Origin of the sequence: Pantoea sp. EEL5 (genome assembly GCF_049892805.1) — a bacterium.
In the GTDB taxonomy this organism is placed as follows: Bacteria; Pseudomonadota; Gammaproteobacteria; order Enterobacterales; family Enterobacteriaceae; genus Pantoea; species Pantoea ananatis.
On the sequence record NZ_JBNDNJ010000001.1, the window covers coordinates 256,729 to 278,703 of the forward strand.

The window sequence follows — 21,975 nt, forward strand, 5'->3', positions numbered from 1 at the left end:
ACTACCAGAGAGTCTTTCCTGTTCCGCGGGCGGCAGGTCCGGAGTCATTTTTACCGCGAACTTCAATGCACATAAGTGACACGTACGCTTACCGTCATCGACTTTTTTTACCCGCGTCACAGCAAATCCCACTCTTATTGTGCCTGGTTATTTTCGCCTGCTGGCTGCTGCCGGGGCTGGTGGGCCATGAACCGTGGAAGCCTGACGAAGCCTATACCTTTGGGTTGATTCGCCACATTGCCCAGAGTGGGGACTGGGTTGTGCCAACCCTGGCCGGCGAACCTTTTATGGAAAAGCCGCCGCTCTACTTTGTTGTGGCCTCTTTCTTCCTCAGGCTGTTCAGCCCGGCCCTGGGTGAGCCCGATGCGGCACGTCTGACAACGGGCCTGTTTATTAGTCTTGCCTGTTACGCTATCGCAATGACTTCCCGTGAGCTCTATGGCAAAGGGGCTGGTCGTTGGGCGGTGCTTATCCTGTTTGCCTGTTTGGGCTTTCCTGTCCGGGCACACCAAATGATTACCGATACCGCGTTGTTTGCGGGCGGCGCGATTGGCATTTATGGTTTCATTTTGGGGATTCGCCGCCATGTGCTGGGTGGCGCGATACTGGGCATTGGCGCAGCGGTGATGTTTCTCTCTAAAGGGCTTCTCGGCCCGGGCATATTGGGACTGACAGCGCTGACGTTACCCTTGATGAATACAGCGTTTCGTAGCAGACGCTATATCGTGTTTTGTGCTATCGCGTTTCTGGTCTTTTGCCCGCTGGTAGTGCCGTGGCTGTATGCGCTCTGGATGCGTTCTGAAAAGCTGTTTTCAACCTGGCTACTGGTCAATAATTTTGGCCGTTTTGACGGTACCGCTAAGCTCGGGCCTAAAGCGAAACACTTCTTTTACTTTAAACTGCTTCCCTGGTATGCCTTTCCTGCTTTGCCGATGGCTGCGTGGTGGCTCTGGCGCAGTTGGAAAACCGGCATCAGCGCATCCGCAATGGTACTGGTAACGTTTTTTTTAGCCGGTTTTGTCACTCTGTCGAGTGCATCTGACGCGCGGGAGCTTTACGCCATGCCGCTGCTTCTGCCGTTGGCCATACTGGCAGCAGGTACCTGTCAGCAGAAAACCCTCTGGACGATAAAGTTGCGGCCATTGGCACTCGGCTTATTCTGCCTGCTTCCAACGGTGATGTGGGGAGCGGGCATTATCCTGATGACCGGCTGGCCTGCGCCACTGTGGAATAAATGGGTGGCACAGGGTGCGCCCGGATTTACGCCTCAGATTTCATCAGTGATGTTTGCAGCAGCATTACTGGCTACTTTATTGCTGAGCGGGCTGGTGTTTTTGAATCGCACCTGCCGGGAAAGTCCCTTATCAATTTTTACCAGTTGCATCACGCTGTGCTGGGTGTTGGCCATGACGCTGGGCATGCCGTATCTGGATTACACCAAGCGTTATTCTGATGTTTTTCTCCCGCTGCGGGCATGGTTGCCAAGGGATGAATGTGTCGCGAGCCGGCATCTTGGCGAACCACAACGGGCTTTACTGGAATATTACGATGGGCTGGTAACGCTGCGAGAAGGGAAGCACAGAGGCGCCTACCGCTGTAACTGGCTACTCCTGCAACATGATAAAAGACATCCTGAGGAGTTTGTCGACGGGACGTTGGTCTGGCAAGGGGAGCGGCCTGCGGATAACGAAGAGAATTACCAACTTTATCGACTGAACAGATAAGCCAGTATTTTTCATGCTTAACTCGCCTGAGGTCATTTTGCAGGCGAGTAAAGATTCGTTACATCGGCTATTTCAATAAAATCTGCACTCAGGGAAGCGACAGATGAACTTCATTTTCTTTTGGTGCCCAGTCTCTGTCAGAGAACTCATCTACAGAATAGGAGACATTGCGCAGCCCCTGGGTGCCAAGAAAGTTTTTTACGCCCTCCTGAAGATTACCGTCACGAAACAGTTCAGCAATAACAAACAGGGCATCGGAAAGCGAAAGCGTTCTGATTTGCGCGGGTAACCAGTTTGTACGCGTAAAGATCAGATGATAAAGCGCTTCATCTCCCGACAAGGGAAAATAGCGCGTACCAAATTGTTTGCGATGCTTGTCCAGAATGATTTCAAGAATGAAAATCTGTGCTGTCCGTTGCCTGATTTGATTCACAAAAACATTTTCGGAATTGCCCATATCCAGCGTCGTGGCATCATTATTCTGCTTAACGCGCGTCTCGATAGCATTCCAGAGGTTGTCATACTGATTCATAGCTTGCCTTGTCTGAAATTGTCATTTTCATAACAACGTTAGCAGAAGGAACACGCGCGGCAAAGGCCACAAGCATAATCAGCCGCATTTGACCCTAAAAAAAGACAGCATTTAATTTTGTCTCCAACATGCTGTCGCTAAGTGTCCTGCAAAGGGGCGTTTTATTATGACAATTTTAGCAAGCGAAGAAGGCAAGGTGATGGCGTTAACGTTAAACATTTAAAAAATAAAATGGCCACAAGGGCCATGTCGGGGGGATTCAGGTACGATTTCAGGTACGATTAATGCAACACACCGGCAGTGGTTAAGCAAAGTGTGCAAAAAGCAACGCTGAATGCAGAGAAACCAACCAAACCAAGAACGACGAAACCGAAATTTCTCATATCGACCTCCACCGTGTCCAGGTGACACAGCCAAATCATAGGGCTGGTGGATAAATAAGTACATACTGTTAATAAAGCCATGAAAAATATTGCTATGCCATTCCTGAAATGGCTGTCACATTCTGAATGTAGAAGAAGGCGTAAAAATGATGTCTGCCTTTTTCATCCTGTGTTCCTCGCATTCTCCCAGTAGCTGTATCAGGAAACAGGTACAGTGAAATCGCGTGCCCGTAAGGGATCTCCGTGTCCGCACTAACATTGGTCTCATCACGTGGTTGCACTTTTAAACGGTCACGTGAATGCGCTTATCGCACGGAGGCAAGGCTGGGTAAATAAGTTTTAGGAGGCAGAAAATATTTTAGTGCGACTTGGGTGAGTTATCACGGTGACAGTTATAAATTATCCGTAGGTGATGATTAAGGGACAATCGTCATGTTGATTTGCTTCTCGCTAATTACCCTTATTTATTAACAGAGTTAAAATTAAAGAAACGCTTCGTGTTATCCTGTATTGTCAGTTAAATACAGACTCTTTTAAACGGTGCCAGGCTAAAGCTAAACAGGGCAATCTGTTTTTTTCGATAAACTTTTATACTGCAGCACGATCACCTGAGGTGAATAGATTTATTTTTCCATGCAGGGTGAAAAGAATATTTCCTTTCAAATCTTTGCGTAATGGGCGCCTCGGTTATTACGGCTGGGATCTGAACAGATCGCTGACATTTTTAATCTTCGTTAAAACAGATTTAAGGCAGGATTTACGTCTGTTTTACACTAGAAAAAAATAAGGCACGCGTCTGAATCGGTAAGCTACCTCATACATAAACTCAATTTTCTGGATCTTTTGTGGACTGGAAATTATGTGAAAAATCAAGATAACTCACTGTAAATAAGAGATAATTTATTCTTTTTTGATATAGGCAATCGCTCATTCTGATGTTCCTGCAAATCGCCCTGAAAACCCAGTCTGGCGGGACTCACTCATCAATAACTCTTAACTCAGGGCTTGTTTTTTAATTTTACGGCATGAATAATGCGCGCCTTTGTTACATATCATTACGATTTACAGAATGAAAGTTAACGTTAAAAGGACTTTTCTCATTGCCTGTGGTTTTATGGGCGGTGTACCTGCCCTGTTGTTTTTGACAGGAGCACTCTTACCTTTGCCTGTTTCAGCGGCAGATGGCGAAGTCTTAAATACGGCTACGGGTATCGACGCAAATGAGCAACAGCGCCAGCTGGAACGTGCGCGTATTCTGCGTGAGCAAAATGCGCCCCGCGCGGATATTCGTCTTGAGCGTCCTGACGCTGCCCTGCCGGATTACCCCTCTGATGAAAACCCCTGCTTTGTCATTAGCACTATTGCGCTACAGGGGGGTGCATCACAACAATTTCAATGGGCCTTGAATGCCGTAGCTGACGCCAGAGGGCGCTGCCTGGGCGGGCAGGGCATTATGCTGGTAATCAAAAAAGTCCAAAATGCGATCCTGGCTAAAGGCTATGTCACCACGCGCGTCATGGCTCAGGAGCAGGATCTGACCAAAGGCACACTGACGCTCACGATCCAGCCGGGCAGAGTGGCAAACGTTCGCTTCAACAAGGACGTATCATGGCGCGGTCGATTATGGAATGCCGTGCCCGCTTCTCGCGGTGACATCCTCAATCTGCGTGATGTCGAGCAGGGACTCGAGAATTTCAAGCGCGTTCCCAGTGCGACAGCGGATATCAAAATTGTCCCCGGCGAACAAGAATCCACCAGTGATCTCGTGGTGAACTGGCAGGAATCGCGTCCCGTCCGACTGAACATCGGGCTTGATGACAGCGGTTCTGAAAGCACCGGCCGCTATTTGGGAACAGCTACCCTGGCCATCGATTCCCCTCTGGCCCAGAACGATCTGTTTTATGCCAGCTTCGGAAAAAATATGTTCGAGCAGGGACCCTTTGGTAACCATTCCCAGGCGGTGAATTACTTTTTCCCCGTTGGCTACTGGGCGTTCTCGGCAAACTATAACGATTACACCTATCACCAGAATATCCCTAACGCGAACGAAATCCTGAGCTATGACGGTAAAAGTGAAAGCGTCGTATTGACGATATCAAGACTGCTGTACCGCGACCAGTCCAATAAAACCACGCTCAATGTACGCACTTATCGCCGTCGTTCCTCAAACGCCGTTAATGATATTGATATTGATCAACAGCGGCGGCGAACAGCCGGTTGGGAGCTGGGATTAAGCCAGCGCACTTATCTGGGCAGCGCCACGCTGGATGGCAGTATCAACTGGCGGCACGGCACCGGTGCCTGGGGGGCAACACCTGCACCAGAAGAGGCGACTCAAAGCGGTAGCGCACGTGCGGGCATGTTATTTGGGGACATTGGCCTTAACCAACCCTTCTCGCTGCTAAATCAGCCGTTACGCTATTACACCACGCTGCGTGGGCAGTGGAGTAGTAGTGCGCTCACGCCTCAGGAAAGGCTGGCAATTGCCGGGCGTTATTCGGTTCGCGGTTTTGACGGCGAGCAGATGCTGTCTGGGGAAAAAGGCCTTATCTGGCGAAATGAGTTGGGTTGGAACGTTTTTGCCAGTGGCCATGAATTTTATCTTGCAGCGGATTACGGTCGCGTTGATGGGCCAGGCACGCGTTATTTGGTTGGACATCAACTGGTGGGCGCCGCAGCGGGCATCAGAGGCACACTGATAAGGCGCGTAAGTTACGACCTGTTTGCTGGCATTCCGCTGATGAAACCCGACAGTTTTCATACCTCAGGTGCGACAGCAGGATTCAGCATTAACGTCGAACTATGATGCCTTGCCCCATTATGACCACGATTCAGACCTCATGGATTTGAGAAGCCAAATTATATGAACAAACATTGTTACCGCCTGATCTTCAGCCGTACGCACGGTGAACTTCGCGTTGTTTCTGAACTGGCCCGTAGCTGCAGTAATGAACCGGGCCAGACTCGTGGGACGGGAGCCGCGCGCGTCTGGGTAACACTGCGTCGTTCAGGATGGCTCATAAGTCTGATGCTGTTTAACGGTCAGGCACTTGCTGACGGTATCGTTGCAGATGGCAATGCCGCAGCAGGTCTGCGCCCTGAGGTGATCAATACGCAAAATGGCCTGCCACAGGTTAACATCACCGCGCCAAATCAGGCGGGCGTTTCCCATAACCAGTACAGCCAGTTCGACGTTGACCAAAAAGGCGCCATTCTTAATAACTCTGCGGTCATGACCTCTACGCAAATGGCGGGCATGATTCAGGGCAATCCCAATATCAATCCCAATGGTGCGGCCGCCCGGGTCATTCTGAACGAAGTTAACAGTAACAATCCCAGCCAGCTTCGGGGCTATATGGAAGTAGCTGGTGGCCGTGCGCAGGTTATCGTCGCCAACCCTTCAGGTATTGTTTGTAATGGCTGTGGCACCATCAACGCAGGCAGGATGACGCTTACCACCGGTAAACCGCAGCTCAATGCCGACGGCAGTATTGCAGGTTATCAGGTTGAGCGCGGTGTTGTGCGCATTGAAGGCGGGGGCCTAAATGGCGACTCGCGGCATGACACCGAATACGTTGATGTGCTTGCGCGCGCCGTGGAAGTTAATGCGGGCGTCTGGGCGAAAGAGAAGATCAACGTCGTCGCGGGAAAAAACACTGTCAGCGCGGATGGCAACACCGTGACGCCTTCCTCCGGCCAGGATGGCGGTAAGCCTGAGTTAGCGATAGACATGGGCGATATGGGGGGAATGTACAGCGGCCAGATTCGTATGATCGGCACCGAAGCCGGCGTTGGTGTGCGTAATCAAGGCGGGCAGTTACAGGCCGGAAAAACCCTTACCGTCAGTAGCGAAGGCCGTCTGGTGTGGCAATCGGGCAAGCAAGAGGCAGTGACACAGGCGGGTGAGTCCGTCACCCTGATCGCCAAAGACAATATCGAACATGCGGGCAAACTCCACAGCGGTGGCACACTCAACGTACAGAGCCGCACTGGTGAGATTAAGCAGTCCGGGACGATGGCGGCCGCTGGCGATGTTCAGCTAACTGCCGCTGGCGGGATTGAAAACAGCGGTCATCTGCTGGCGGGCAGTGATGTGAACAGCATGCTCAACCGCGAAGCCGACCTCTCGCTGAGCAGCCAGGAAACTGTTCGCTCAACAGGTAGCCTGTTGAGCAAAAAGAATGTCACCCTGTCTGGTAAACGCGTTGATCTTAGTGAAGGACAGCTGGCTGCGAAACAGGCAACAGTCACCGCCCAGAAAGAAGGGGTTGGGTTAAATAAAACCAGGGTCGACAGCCAGAACTTGCACATCAGCAGCACGGGCGACGTGGATGCGCGACAGGCAGAGATTAAGGCTGGTAACTGGGACGTTAATGCAGACAACCTGTTTAATCAGCAGGCGGTCTGGTCGCAGACGGGCACCGGAGATAACCGTTTTACGCTGCAAAACCAGCTTGATAATACCGGCGGTACGATAGAGGCACAGCGCCTTAACCTGAATGTGGGCGCGCTGATTAACCAGAACGGCAGACTGGTTGCACTCGACGGAAGCGATCAGCAGTGGCATGTGACAGGGCTGATCGACAACCGTGCGGGTGAACTGGGCAGTAACGGGAATATGGCGTTGAGCACCGGAAGCCTCACCAATCTGGGTGGTTCGGTTAAAAGTATGCTCTCTCTGCAACTCGATGCTAAACACGCGCTCGATAACACCGAAGGCAGGCTCCTTGCGGGCAATAACGTCACGCTGCAGGCGGAGACGCTGGTTAACCATGCCGGTGTGCTTAATGGTGAGGCAGTAAAAATCACCGCTCAACAGCTTGATAATGCGCAAGGTCAGATCCTGAGTCAGCAGGGCCTGGCGCTTGACGCACAGCAGAGTCTCGACAATCACCAGGGCCTTATCGCCGCCGGACAGAATGCAGACGTTCATACCGAGGGGAGCTGGAACAACCAGGGCGGCACGGTACAGAGCGAAACCCAGCTAAAGCTGTCTGCGAGAAATCTCAACAACACCCAAGGCAAGTTGCTGTCTGGCGATCTGCTCGTGCTTAAAGCGAGTGGTGAAGTGAATAACGCTGCGGGTGAAATCAGCGGCAGCGCGCTGACGTTAGGTGTACAGAACCTGTCAAATGACAAAGGGAAAGTCATTGGCAGCCGGTCGGTGATCCTTGATGCGAAATACGGGCTCGATAACGCGCAGGGACTGTTGGCAGCCGGCCAGATGCTCAACCTTTCTACCGAAGGTATGCTGAATAATCTGAACGGCGGCATCAGCGCGGCCGATCTCGAACTCACCGCCGGTCAACTCGATAACACGCAAGGAAAAATCATTGCGGATAACGGCCTGCACGTGCGGGCACAGCAGGCTCTGGATAACACTCTCGGTTTGCTTGAAGCGGGTGAGACACTTGATGCCAGTACCCAGGGCAACTGGAAAAATCAGCAGGGCACGGCACAAGGCGGCAAGGCTGTTATTGCCGCCGCGCACGATTTAGATAACACAAACGGCAGGCTTCAGTCTGGTGGCGCGCTGCGGTTAGACAGTGCCGGGAATGTTATCAACCAGGGTGGCAAACTGACTGCGCAAAAAGACCTGACGTGGCAAGGTGCCACAACCAGCTTATTTAATAATGATGGCGGTTCGTTGCAGAGTGGAAACAACCTGTCAGTCACGGGCGGGCGATTGACCAACCGCGCGCAGGGCATTGTGCTGGGACAGGATGCTCTCTCGTTTGATCTGGCCGCTGACGTCAATAATCAGGACGGTCAAATCACGGGCGGTGGTCAAACGGTCCTGCGCGCAGGCAGTCTCACCAATGCTGGCGGCAAAATCAATTCCCTTGGCGGCCTTGAGATGCAGTTCAGTGGCCAACTGGACAACAGTAATGGGCGTATTTTCAGCCAGCTATCTCAGAAACTGACGGCGGGGAATATTGCAAACGAGCAAGGCTGGATGGGAAGCCAGGGAGAATGGCGCGCCACCACAGGTCATTTCGCTAATACGCTGGGCAGCGTGCAAAGCGAGCAGTCGGCATGGCTTAACGCGGCTGCGCTGAATAACCAACAGGGGCTGCTGCAGGCTGCTGCTGCGTTGACGATGAGAGTGACGCAGGGAATCGACAATCGCGCGGGTAAAATCAGCGCCCAAACGCAGCTGGATGCACGCGGCGATGATAACGGGGCGAGCACGGGTGCCATTAACAATGCTGGTGGTCAGTGGCTGGCGGGCGAAGCGTTAAACCTTGCGGCACAGATGCTGGACAATACCCAGAATGGCCTGCTTTACAGTCAGAAACAGCTTCATCTTCTTCTCGATGACACGCTGAGTAATCAACAGGGCAAAGTGCAGAGCGTAGAAAACCTGACGCTTGCAGCCCGCTCATTGCAAAACGATGCGGGTTCGATCGCCAGCCAGCAGCAGTTAACGCTCAATCTGACAGGCGAGCTCAGCAACCAGGGCGGCGCGTTACGCAGCAATGGCGTCCAGCAGGTCAGCGCCAGTCATATCAATAATCAGCAAGGCACGATCAGTAGCCTTGACGATCTTGGCGTCACCGCGGCGCAACTTGATAACGCGGCGGGCACTCTGATAAGCCAGGGAACCGGCATTTATCGTATTGATACGCTGAATAACCAACAGGGCAAAATTCATAGCGGCCGCGGCCTGACGCTGAACGGTAACGTGGTCAGTAACCAGGGCGGCCAGTTAGTTTCGACCCAGGATATGATTATCACGGCGGCGCAAATCACCAATGCCAGCCGGGGAACAATCAGCAGCCAGGGAGCGCTGGACGTACAGGGCAGCACACTGGATAACCACGATGGCGGCCTGATTCTGGGCACCACGCGCACGGGCATCTCGGCCAACGAGTTGAATAACAGCACAGGTCGACTGCAAAGTGCGGGGGCGATGACGCTGGCAGGGCTGTCACTGCTGGATAACCGCCAGGGCAGCATCGTCGCAAATGGGCCACTCAATATTAACAATGGCAGTAATGCACGTTTTGCCCGGCTCGCTTTCTCCGCGCCTTCATTAGCTCTACTAAACCAGAACGGCGTTGTGCAGAGTGGCGCAACGATGGCGGTTAATGCGCGTACGCTGGACAACCAGGGCGGAAAACTGCAAAGCCAGCAGGACTTTACGTTGGGCGTACAGCAGGATTATGTCCAGCGGGCCAGTGATATTCTAACCAGTAATGGCACGCTCACGATGTCGGTCGCGGGCATGTTTACCAACCTGAATGACTGGCTGTTGCCTGGGAACCTGAACCTTACCAGTGCGCATTTTACTAACCCGGGCACGCTGGTTAGTAAAATCATGCAGATTACAACAGGGCAATTCACCAACCGTGGCCGTGTTGAAGCTGACACGATGACGCTTAACGTTGACACGCTGGACAACCCCACGGCGGTGATGGGCGACAACATCACCGTTAACGCCCGCATTATTGATAACTACGGCGCGGGTGGGGTTATCGCGGCGACCCAGTCGCTTAACCTGCGCGGCAACGAGCGGCTGACGAACCGTGACGGGGCGTTGCTGTTCAGCAGTGGCAATATGCAACTGGGCAGTAACGACCTGATTGAAAACCGGGCAAGTGCCATTGAGGCCAGCGGTGATCTCACGGTAAACGCACAGCGTTTAATCAATCAGCGCATCGGGTTAAATATTGCCCGTGATGCAGAGTCTGAATCGTACAAATGGCATCGTTATAACTATTACTGGCGATCCTATGGAATGTGGGTCAACAACGATAAAAATACGCTGGCACCGACCACCCAACAGCTGACTTTTGGCAATGGTGCTGAGGCGCAAAACAATCGTTATGGCACCCTAATGGCTATTGATGAGGCCGGTAAGCGCGCGCAGGTGCGGGTCAAAGACAACACCGGTCAACTGATCGACCTGTGGGTCAATTACCTGGCGCTCAGACCGAACGGCGACGGTAGCTACGCCATGACATTTTACGAAACGCGCGGAGAGAATCAGCTTGCGGTCATCCCCACTCCCTATCAAAACGGTTTCCATTGGGAGCATGACAGGACGCAGGTATTAACGTGGGATCCCAATAAACATATTGATATCTTCACTGCGCCTAATGTCAATGACTACAATAATTTACGCGAGCGCACGGTAACCGGCTCTTTAACGCGTGATCGCCTTATATCCGAAGGCACAGGCGCGCGTATGTTGGCCGGGGGCAATATGGCTCTGCATGTTGGCAGTCAGTTGCTCAACGATGCGAGTGTTATCACAGCGAACGGCAATCTGGGGATTGACGGTGGCGGTAGCGTGGATAACCGAGGTTACTCGGTTAACGAACATCGCATTGAAACCCTCGTGGACCACTATGACAGAGACACAAATCACTGGTATCCCACGTCACATTACGATGGCACCACGGCGCTACAAACCATTGATGGCATTATCTCTGGTAATGGCCGGGTGAGCATCACCGGGACCAGTATCTCGAATACCACCGTCAATCAGGCGCAAATCAGCAGCGTTGAAGCGGCGCTAAAGGCCGTGGACGCGGAGCGGGCAGAATGGGAGCGTAACCCCCTGGCATTTAGCGTGAATGGCGCAAGCGGACAAGATGCCGATACCCAACTGCAACCTGGGGGGCAGATCGCCGCAGAGCAGCCTTCTTTGCCAGGACGTCCGCTGCTTCCGGCGGAGCTGGCCTTCACGGCCAGACAGCACTTGGCAAGTGTGGCAACAAACATTCCCAATAACGGCCTGTTCCGCCAGTTCACGGCAAGCGGTAGCCCTTACCTGGTGGTCACCGACGCGCGCTTTACCAGCCGGACCCAGTTTATCAGCAGCGATTATCTGCTTTCTCGCGTGGGTTATGATCCGGCGGCGGTGCATAAGCGTCTGGGTGACGGGTTTTATGAGCAGAAGCTGGTACGAGATCAGGTGCTGAGCCTGACCGGCCGTCAATCGGTGCACGGTGAGGATGCAATGGCCCAGTACCAGGCGCTGATGAATAACGGTGTGAAAGTGGCGCAGGATTTCCGTCTGGTGCCCGGCGTGGCGTTAACACCGGAACAGATCGCCTCATTACAGCAGGATATTGTCTGGCTGGTAAGCGAAACGGTTAATACCGAGAACGGCCCGCAGACGGTTTGGGTGCCGAAGGTCTATCTGGCCCAGTCCACGCTGCGCCTGACTGGTGACGGAGCCCTCATTGCAGGGGGCGATCTGCAGCTTTCTGCTAACAGCGTAACCAACGCGGGTAATCTACTGGCAGACAAGGCCCTGAGCATTGATGCCTCAGCGTTTTCTCATCTGAGTGGTGATATCAAAGCAGACAGCATCAACGTGCATGCAGACAGCCTGAGCATGAGCACCAATCTGCAGGATGCGTTGCGACAGGCCAGCATGAGTGCGGGCGATATCAGCCTCAGCGGTAATGATATTCGCCTGCAGGGCGCGAAGATTAGCGCAACGGATAACCTGGCGCTCAGTGCGCGTGACAATCTGGAGATTAGTGCTGCGAAGGCAAGCTACAAAGCCAATATTGATGTCATATCGGGGGCCATGGGTAATCGCAGTGGTGCGGGAACCGAAGAGGCTGGCCAGCGCACGGCGCAGGTCAGCGGTGAATGGCAGCTTGCCCAGGGCAGTGAGCTGAAAGCGGGCGGCAATCTGGTCATGAAAGCCGGTAAAGACATCACGCTGCAGGGCAGTCAGGCTCAGGCGGGCGGGCAAACGGCGCTTCAGGCGGGCGGCAATGTCCGTTTACTGGCAGATAAAACCACTAACAATACCCATCTTGAAGCCAGTGGTAAGGTTTCTTCTGTCAGCAACAGCCGTGAAGAAGATCAGCTTTACCTCAGTACGCTGGGTGGCGATAAGGGTGTGACGATCATTGCTGGCAAGGATCTGCTTGCCGAAGGTGCGCAGATTGACAGTAAAGCAGGGGCCATTGGGATTGGTGCGGAAAATGTCACCATTAAAGAGGTCCGAAGCTCAACACATGCCTACGATAATGAGCAGTCGAGTAACAAAAACCATACGCGTATAGAAGAGACTTCAAAAGAAGACGTGATCGGCAGTACGCTCAGTGCACAGCATGGCATTACAACGATTGCCCGCACGGGTGACATCACAGTGACTGGCAGTATCCTGCATAGCGAGGAGGGGGCAATCGCTATGCAGGCTAAACACGACATCACGCTCAATAGTGCGACGGAGCGTGAATCACGCTATCTGGATGAAAGTTCTCAGAAGAAAGGTTTCCTGAGTAAGAAAAGCAGTCATACAGTGCAGGACGATCGTGTGACGCGTGAAAAAGGCACGCTGATAAGCGGCAACAGTGTCACGATTGATGCCGGAAACGATCTCACTGTAAGTGGATCAGCCATCGCCGCCGATCAGAATGTGGATTTGCAGGCGGGAAACAATGTCGATATTTCTGCCGCTACCGAAACCGGTTATCACTATCTTCTGGAAGAAAAGAAAAAGAGCGGCCTGATGGGCAGCGGGGGGATTGGCTTTACGGTCGGCAAACAGTCAACGCGTCATGAAGTTAATGAAGACGAGATCGTTCAGAGCCAGAGCTTCAGCACCATCGGCAGCAGCCAGGGGAACGTTAATATCACCGCAGGGAATAAACTGCATATTGGCGGCGCGGATCTGATAGCCGGTAAAGATCTTAACCTGAGCGGCGACAGTGTAGATATTGACTCGGGTTTCGACCGCAATAACCGCACGGAAACATTTGAGTCTAAACAGAGTGGCTTTACGCTGGCGCTGTCGGGTACGGTGGGTAGCGCCCTGAACACGGCTGTCAGCGTGGCACAGCAGGCAAGAAAAGAGGGTGATGGACGACTCCGTGCGCTGCAGGGAACTAAAGCCGCGCTGAGCGGCGCGCAGGCCGCAGCGGCTTATGAGAACGACAGCGCTCTTACCGAGGCGGCAAACGCCAAAAATGCGGCGGCGGGGATTGATCCCAAGGCTGATAATGCGGCTCAGGGCGCGAAAAATACCGTTGGTATCACGCTCTCATACGGTAGCCAGTCATCAAAAAGCGAGTCTTACAGCCAGAGCAGTCAGGCGCAAGGAAGCACACTCAATGCAGGCAGAAATATCGCTATCACGGCGACCGGTAAAAACAAAGGCGAACAGAGCGGTGATATTACGCTCGCCGGTACCCAGATGAAAGCGGGCGGGGAGATGACGCTGGACGCTGCCCGCGATATCAATCTGCTGTCATCGCAAAATACACAACAGACCGACAATAAAAACAGCAGTAAAGGCGGATCGGTTGGCATTGGTATCGGTGTCGGATCAGGCGGCTATGGCATTACCGTCTCTGCCAGCGTCAACAGCAGTAAGGGCCGTGAAAACGGCAACTCGCTGACGCATAACGAAACTACGCTGGATGCAGGCGGCGGGATCAATTTGAAGAGTGGCCGTGACACCACTTTGAAAGGGGCTCAGGTTAACGGAGAAACCATCAAGGCGGATGTTGGACGGAACCTGACGCTCGCCAGTGAGCAGGACAGTGACCGCTATGACTCAAAACAGCAGAGCGCCAGCGCGGGTGGCAGCTTTACGTTTGGTTCGATGACCGGTTCAGCAAACGTCAACGTATCCAAAGATAAAATCCACAGCAATTTCGACTCGGTTAAAGAGCAGACGGGATTGTTTGCCGGTAAAGGTGGCTATCAGATCACCGTGGGGAACCACACGCAGCTCGACGGGGCTGTCATTGCCAGCACGGCGGACAAAGACCGCAATGTTCTGGATACCGGCACCCTGGGCTGGAGCGATATTCAGAATCAGGCCGACTATAAATCTGAGCATCAGAGCGCAGGTTTCAACAGTGGTGGCCCCATTGGTTCCAATCTGTTAAGCAACGTCAGTGCACTTCCAATCAGTGCTGCCGGAGGTAGTGGGCACGCTGAGGGCAGCACAAAAGCGGCGGTCAGCGACGGCAATATCATTATCCGCAACCGGGATGCGCAGCAGCAGGATTTGTCCGGCCTGAGCCGCGACACGGAGCATGCCAACGACGGCAGCATCAGCCCGATTTTCGACAAAGAGAAAGAGCAGCGCCGCCTGCAGCAGGCGCAACTGGTCAACGACGTTGCCACCCAGGCGCTTGACGTTTACAACACGCATGAAGCCGCCCGGGCCACGCGCGCCGCCACGGCCAGCCTGGCGGATACGGATACGCGTACTGCGCTGGAAGCGCAGGCCAGCGCAATGCTGGATAAGGTGCATGAAAAGGATCCGAATGTCGACAACAGCAGGCAGGCGGTGGTCAGCAAGGCCTGGCAGCTGGCCTACGACCAGGCGATTGTCCGTCAGGGCGCGGACATGGGCGGAAGCGTGCGCACCGGCGTGAATGCGGTGGTTAATGCTTTGCAGGCGCTGGCGGGCGGCGACATCAGGGCTGCCCTGGCGCAGGGCGCTGCGCCTTATCTGGCCGCGAAGGTCAAGGAACTGACCACCGGTAATGCGCCCTACGGTGAACTGACAGACACACAGAAACTGAATAACCTGATGGCGCACGCGCTGCTGGGCGGCGTGGTTGCTGAGCTGAGCGGGGGCAGTGCCGCGGCAGGCGCCACCGGCGCGGTAACGGGGGAACTGGCGACGCCGGCCATCGCACTGGCGCTTTACGGCACGGCAGACAGTGATAAACTGAGCCCGGACCAGAAGGCGAACCTGAGCGCGCTGGCGACGCTGGCGTCGGGAATCGCTGCGGGTGTGAGCAGCGGGAGCACGGCGGGTGCGGCGACGGGCGCGCTGGCAGGTAAGAATGCGGTTGAGAATAATGCGCTGAGTGTGCAGCAAAACCAGGAGCGGGCAAAAGAAATGACGCAGTGCCAGGGGGATGCCTGCAGCGCTGTTATTGAAAAATATAAGAAAATAAATGCTGAACAACATGACAGCGTTGTAAACTGCTCTGGTGCTCAGGATTGTGTCGATAAAGCTAATGAAGTTGGTAAGTTGCAGGCTGATTATGCCAGCCGTACCAGTGAGCTGCTGGAAAAAGCGCGTGCTGAAGGTGGTTTGAGTCCGGCAGAGCAGGATGAGCTCTCAGTCCTTCAGGTGACGACGATCCAGCTTGAGGCAGACAGAAACGCGGCGATTCATAACGCATTGATGTCCGGAGATTCAGCGGAGGCGAAGCAGCTTGCGATAAACTCGCTGGCGCAGGTGGCAGGAACAAGTGCTGCGGGAGTGACGGCGGGGATTGGTAAGAGTAAACCTAATACCCAATCAGTAAATAGGATTGAAACAACACTTAAATCCGAAAAAAATTGGGAAAGTGCACGAAATAAGGCTTTGGATATTGTAGGGAATTTAGGTGCTGACTCCAAACCTGTTATTGGCCGATTAGAAGTAAGCGCCGGAAATGGAAAGGTTATCGGGCGACAATCCAATGATGGTAAAGTTGGTTGGCGTGTTGATTATGATCCTGAAAAAGGGACTCACATTAATATATGGGATTACTCTCAAGGTAAAGGTCCGGGAAAAGCAGTGAAGCAAGTTATACCATTTGAGGGTAATGAGAAGTCATTTGAAACCATATTGAAACAGCTAAACAGGTAGAGCGAATGACTTTATTTGAAGAGTGTAAAGAAGCACTTGGAGACGACTTTAGCTTAGTTGCGCCCTCGGATCAGAAGGGGGTAGTTGAGCTTTTACATAAGTATTTCCTTGCGGACGGAAATGTTGCATGGTCGGAGATTGAATACTCCGACTATGAAGATATAAATGAGCTATTAAAAGAAAATAACTTCAAGAACGACAGTGTCTTCGTTTTTGCAGATGATTTAGATGTCCCTCTATTTAGAACTAAACTCTGCCGCATAGCTGATAATATTTATGATGTTATAGCTCTATCTCCTAAGCTGTTTATTTTTAATGATAGGATTATATTGCATCCTTTATTTCCAACTGAAAAAATCCGTTTTGGAATAAATGATCAGCAATTTTAAAAATAAATCCCGGCCTGAATAGCCGGGATCGTTTTATCAGTCCCTACACAAAATACCCTCTGTTGCGCTTGAACCTCAGCTCATGTGTTGTGCATCGCGCAGGAACCCCCCTCAGTCACTGCGCCACCTTTCGCGGTTGATGGGCACCACGCTCAGGCCTTCGACGCAGCCCCACAGAGCGCGAGTAATCGTCTGCAACCACCCGCAGCTCGACGGGGCTGTCATTGCCAGTACGGCGGATAAAGACCGCAACGTTCTGGATACCGGCACCCTGGGCTGGCGCGATATTCAGAATCAGGCAGACTACAAGTCCGAACATCAGAGCGCGGGTTTCAACACCGGCGGCCCCGTTGGTTCTAATCTGTTAAGCAACGTCGGCGCACTGCCCATAAGTGCTGCCGAAGGTAGTGGGCACGCTGAGGGCAGCACAAAAGCGGCGGTCAGCGACGGCAATATCATTATCCGCAACCGGGATGCGCAGCAGCAGGATTTGTCCGGCCTGAGCCGCGACACGGAGCATGCCAACGACGGCAGCATCAGCCCGATTTTTGACAAAGAGAAAGAGCAGCGCCGCCTGCAGCAGGCGCAGCTGGCCTACGACCAGGCGATTGTCCGTCAGGGCGCGGACATGGGCGGAAGCGTGCGCACGGGCGTCAGCGCGGTAGTTAATGCCCTGCAGGCGCTGGCAGGCGGCGACATCAGGGCTGCCCTGGCGCAGGGCGCTGCGCCTTATCTGGCCGCGAAGGTCAAGGAACTGACCACCGGTAATGCGCCCTACGGTGAACTGACAGACACACAGAAACTGAATAACCTGATGGCGCACGCGCTGCTGGGCGGCGTGGTTGCTGAGCTGAGCGGGGGCAGTGCCGCGGCAGGCGCCACCGGCGCGGTAACGGGGGAACTGGCGACGCCGGCCATCGCACTGGCTCTTTACGGCACGGCAGACAGTGATAAACTGAGCCCGGAGCAGAAGGCGAACCTGAGCGCGCTGGCGACGCTGGCATCGGGAATCGCTGCGGGTGTGAGCAGCGGGAGCACGGCGGGTGCGGCGACGGGCGCGCTGGCAGGTAAGAATGCGGTTGAGAATAACTCGCTGAGCGCTACACAGTCACTTGCCTTCGACAAAGAATTGTCAGAGTGCCGTAAATCTGGCGGTGACTGCCAGGCAGTTATAGATAAATGGAAGCAGGTCAGCGATAAGCAAAGTGCGGAAACCGACCAGAAGCTGAAAAACGATCCGGTTGGGGTACAGGTCTGGGATAAAGACGTTGCCCAGGGTGGTTCGGATATGGCGAATCGTCCGGGCTGGCTGGGTAATCTTCCCGGTGTCGATGTGATGACCAGCGATGAAGCTAAAGCCTACGTTCAGCAGTGGAACGGCCAGGATCTGGCGAAAATAGATCAAAATAGTCCTGGCTGGACGAAGTTTGCGGTGTTCGCGTCAGATCCGGAAAATCAGGCAGCAGTTGCGTCAATAGGAATGCTGGGTAAAGATCTTTTTCTGATAGCAAAAAATAGTTTTACTACTAAATCCTTATTAAAGGAAATGACCGCGCAGGGTATTAAATTTACACCTGAAAATATTGTCAGTGCTGCTAAGAATAATAATGGAAAAATTGTTTTCCTTGAGAAAGGTAACTCAAAGGCGGGATTGCAGCATATTATCGGTGAGCATAAAAAGGACTTTGCAAATATAGGTGTTTCAGAAGCAAAAATCCCCAGCGTAGTTATGAAAGCAATATCAGAAGGTAAAGTCGTTGGTTATCAAGGGAAAGGGACAGGTCGTCCAATTTATGAAACAGTTATAAATGGTGAAATGCATCGATTAGCTATCACCGTATCAAGTAATGGCTTTGTGGTAGGAGCCAATCCTGCTGGGAGATTGAAATGAAACTTATAAAGTTAATGGCGGATTATTACTCTTTCCCCTTATGGAATAATTCACCTGGTGAAGTTGGGAATATTGATCCAGAAGATTTACCTCTCTCATATGAGTTGAAAGAAGAACTTAATAAATGGTCGGAAAAATATGACTCTATATTAAATGATGAAGATCCATTATCGTCAGGCTTCACAACAAAAGAAGAAGAGAGGATGTTTATTGATAATGGCTATAAATTAGCTGAACGTCTCCAGACAGAACTCGGAAGTGCATACGAAATAAATTATCATTCTGATTATTAATAATAAAGATCCCAGCCCTTAATGGCCGGGATCTTCCTTCCTGAGCCGTCACTTATCCGGATAGACCTTCCGTCACTCCTCCGTGCCCGGTGGCGGTGACCGCTTCTGCGGCGTGCTGACTGCGCTGATAAACTCCGCAATCTGTCGCTGCCTGCGCGCTGAGGGCTTTTTATAGGCTCTGCGCAACTGGGCAACCACCTCCGGTTCAGCGTGCGGCTCCGGTTCCGGTGCTCTCATCCTCACTATCAGACAGCCCTCGAGCACCCGCACTTCCAGAGGCGTCCCCGTCGGCAGCCCCACGGGCCCTTCAGGGTGATGGCGGGAACCGGCTTATACTTCGCGTCACTGACATAACCCACGGTATAAGCCCTGCTGTTGTGGGCGTGGGGAGCAGGCGCAACCACGGTTGTGGCACAGGTACTGTTGCCAGCTACAGCAACGGCTGGAAACGTTATTGGTGCAGGTGCAATCGGCGGTGCGGCAAACGTATTTAATCAGTTGAACAGCGGAGGGCCATTCAGTTCGACTGATGCGCTTATAGCCGCAGGTATAAGCGGATTAACCCAGGGAAAAGGGTTCTGGTTCAGTGAAGCAGCAAGTATTACGAGGGCGTATGCCGGGGCTAAGTTACAAGGGAAAGATGCTGCAGCGCCGATGATCGGAGCAGGTTTAGGAACCCTTGGAGGCGCAACGATAGGTAAAGGAGTTGAGAAACTGCAAGCCACAATTCCTCAATTTACTATACCTAAAATAACAGGAGCAGTAGCTTAATCTGCTGGCTCTGAATATCTTGGGAATTTCGCACAAAGTCTAGCTGAAAAAGTTCAGAAGAAATTGGAGAAAAAGAGTGATGCAAATAAGAAAATTAGACTCTTATTATTATTGGTCACTTTATGGACTGTTGGCCTATTCATTACTCTTGTAGGTGGTCGGTTACTTATATCTCTGGCATCCTATTTTTTAGTAGGTGATTTTGATTTTGATCGAAATGACCTAATCAGAGGAGCTGAAATATCAATCGGATGCGGGATTATTATTGGCATGGGGCAATGCCTTATGTCTAAAGAGAAACCGACTTCGCCTTTAAATTCCAAGTGACATACGCAAATCCCGGCCGGTGAGCCGGGGTTTGGGGAGCAGTGGAACAGCAAACACCGTTAAGCGGTCAATTTGTAAGTATCCCGCTTAAACGAACCATTCACTTTTAGAGATCTTCCGACATACTGATTATGTCCTGTGAGGAGATCACCATGCGTAAAGCCCGATTCACCGAACACCAGATCATTGCCGTTCTGAAGTCCGTCGAAGCCGGACGTACCGTTAAGGATGTCTGCCGTGAAGCCGGTATCTCTGAAGCCAGCTATTACAACTGGAAAGCGAAGTTTGGCGGTATGGAAGCCTCTGATATAAAAAAGATGAAAGACCTGGAGGATGAAAACCGTCGCCTCAAACAGATGTTTGCTGATCTCAGCCTTGAATGCCGGGCACTTAAAGAAGTCATCGAAAAAAAGCTTTAAAACCAGCTATAAAGCGTGAGCTCGTCGGTTACCTGACTGCGCAATTTACCATGAGCATTCGCCAGGCCTGCAGGACGTTATCGCTGAGCAGGACGGTCTATTTTTACCAGCCCGATACCCGGCGTGATGAACCGGTGATCCAGGTGCTGACTGAGCTGGCAGAGCGCTACCCGCGATACGGCTTCAAAAAGCTGTTCCAGCTGCTGCGCAGGCAGGGTAACACCTGGAACCATAAACGCGTTCACCGGATTTACTGCCTGCTGAAACTGAATTTTCGTCGCAAGGGAAAACAGCGTTTCCCCGCACGTAACCCGGCGCGACTGGCTACGCCGGAAGCGCTTAACCAGAGCTGGTCCATCGATTTTATGCATGATGCGCTGGTCTGCGGCAGACGCTTCCGGACCTTTAATGTGGTTGATGACTTTAACCGCGAGGCCCTCGCCATAGAAATCGATCTGAATATCCCGGCACAGCGGGTGGTCAGGGTGCTGGACAGAATCGTGGCAAACCGGGGTTATCCACTGAAACGGACCAGAACTGGTCTCACTGACGCTGGCACAGTGGGCTGAAGAGCATAGAGTGATGCTGGAATTTATCAAGCCGGGAAAACCAACGCAGAACGCCTTTATCGAACGGTTTAACCGGACGTACCGAACAGAAATCCTGGATTTTTACCTGTTCAGAACGCTGAATGAAGCTCGGGAAATCACAAGTCGCTGGCTGATGGAATACAACAGCGAGCGGCCTCATGAATCCCTGAATAACCTGACGCCGGAGGAGTACCGGCTGATGGCCGAAAAACCGGAAACCTCAAAAAGTGCGTGGAACTAATACGGGTATGCTTACACACCCACTGACATATGATCAATGCGCGCCAGCGGGCTCCGGGCCTTGTTGGGATCGTATACATAGGTCTGAAGCTGACGGTTCTCCTGCTGCCTCTGTAAAAGATAATAGATGTCATATATAATATCTCTACCTTATCTAGCTGAGAAATTATTAGGCTCTATATTTATTGTTGTTTTCAAAAAATCCTTCTATGAATTAAACTATTTCAATCTAGATCTCATGCGGATTAAATCTATTTTAAAATATAATTTTCTTGAGCGTCAGAGAATGTCATTTTTATTGGCTTTGAAGTTTAATAAAAACTTAAAGGTGTTCATTTAACATTGAAGCCATAACACGACAATTGCTTATTAAGAAGTTATTTAATTTATAAGTTGAGGCTTGCCCTAGGTTATGCATTTGAATGATAACCAGGAACAGAGCAAGCCATTTTGAATTTAATTTTTTATTATTATATCAATACTGCTGTCTTCAAATATTTTTTTTAAAAAATGTTTAAGATTATTTATTTCTTTGGCATTTTTTAGTACAGCTAAGTACTGCTTAGCCCCTGCTTTTAACGCAGCATTATCGTTAAGATAAACAATTAAATTTTCATCATCAAGCTCGACTTTTTCGATAGCATCAGCAATTTCATATTCAGTGGAGTCACTTTGAAAACCTATACATTCATCGACTGTAAGATCATCTTCATCAAATCTCCCAATAATGAAATAATTTTTAGGATCGTTGTAATCATCCCCAACAGCTACAGTGAGTACATCATCTTCATTTGTACAGCTAATACAAATAGCATCAATTTTTTTAGTCATATTCATAAT

General features: G+C 51.9%; 9 protein-coding genes and 1 pseudogene. 8 read left to right on the forward strand and 2 right to left on the reverse strand.

The features are described from left to right. Nucleotides 1–65: 65 nt before the first annotated feature. On the forward strand, nt 66–1,724 hold the full coding sequence (locus ACPXSQ_RS01260) for an ArnT family glycosyltransferase (RefSeq protein ID WP_246871823.1): 1,659 nt from the start codon (nt 66–68) through the stop codon (nt 1,722–1,724). A gap of 88 nt (nt 1,725–1,812) precedes the next feature. On the opposite strand, the gene ACPXSQ_RS01265 is transcribed toward ACPXSQ_RS01260, so the two are convergent. Further along, nucleotides 1,813–2,256, reverse strand: coding sequence for an ECs1072 family phage-associated protein (locus ACPXSQ_RS01265; protein ID WP_013024960.1), 444 nt, complete (start codon nt 2,254–2,256; stop codon nt 1,813–1,815). Nucleotides 2,257–3,753: 1,497 nt separating this feature from the next. Here ACPXSQ_RS01265 and ACPXSQ_RS01270 point away from each other — a divergent pair. From ACPXSQ_RS01270 to ACPXSQ_RS01300, 7 genes and pseudogenes are all read left to right on the forward strand, one after another. Continuing rightward, nucleotides 3,754–5,445 (forward strand): ShlB/FhaC/HecB family hemolysin secretion/activation protein, encoded by a 1,692-nt coding sequence (locus ACPXSQ_RS01270; protein WP_426143753.1) that lies wholly within the window; start codon nt 3,754–3,756, stop codon nt 5,443–5,445. Nucleotides 5,446–5,502: 57 nt separating this feature from the next. Then, nucleotides 5,503–16,215: a hemagglutinin repeat-containing protein gene (locus ACPXSQ_RS01275; RefSeq protein ID WP_426142555.1), complete on the forward strand. Its 10,713-nt coding sequence runs from the start codon at nt 5,503–5,505 to the stop codon at nt 16,213–16,215. Between the two features lie 5 nt (nt 16,216–16,220). Continuing rightward, on the forward strand, nt 16,221–16,604 hold the full coding sequence (locus ACPXSQ_RS01280; RefSeq protein ID WP_019106608.1) for a hypothetical protein: 384 nt from the start codon (nt 16,221–16,223) through the stop codon (nt 16,602–16,604). 82 nt (nt 16,605–16,686) lie between these two features. Beyond that, nucleotides 16,687–18,495 carry a VENN motif pre-toxin domain-containing protein gene (locus ACPXSQ_RS01285; RefSeq protein ID WP_307452139.1) on the forward strand — a complete coding sequence of 603 codons (1,809 nt, stop codon included), beginning with the start codon at nt 16,687–16,689 and terminating at the stop codon, nt 18,493–18,495. Next, a complete protein-coding gene (locus ACPXSQ_RS01290) occupies nt 18,492–18,788 on the forward strand; it encodes a hypothetical protein (RefSeq protein ID WP_426142558.1) in 297 nt (98 codons plus the stop codon). Before ACPXSQ_RS01285 ends, ACPXSQ_RS01290 begins: the two co-directional genes overlap by 4 nt. 408 nt (nt 18,789–19,196) lie before the next feature. Next, nucleotides 19,197–19,559 carry a hypothetical protein gene (locus tag ACPXSQ_RS01295; RefSeq protein WP_019106604.1) on the forward strand — a complete coding sequence of 121 codons (363 nt, stop codon included), beginning with the start codon at nt 19,197–19,199 and terminating at the stop codon, nt 19,557–19,559. 479 nt (nt 19,560–20,038) lie between these two features. Next, nucleotides 20,039–21,136: pseudogene (locus tag ACPXSQ_RS01300) on the forward strand (IS3 family transposase). 455 nt (nt 21,137–21,591) lie between these two features. On the opposite strand, the gene ACPXSQ_RS01305 reads toward ACPXSQ_RS01300, so the two are convergent. Beyond that, the gene (locus tag ACPXSQ_RS01305; protein WP_019105960.1) at nt 21,592–21,972 is read right to left on the reverse strand and encodes an Imm10 family immunity protein; all 381 of its coding nucleotides are present in this window, start codon (nt 21,970–21,972) and stop codon (nt 21,592–21,594) included. Nucleotides 21,973–21,975 lie beyond the last annotated feature (3 nt).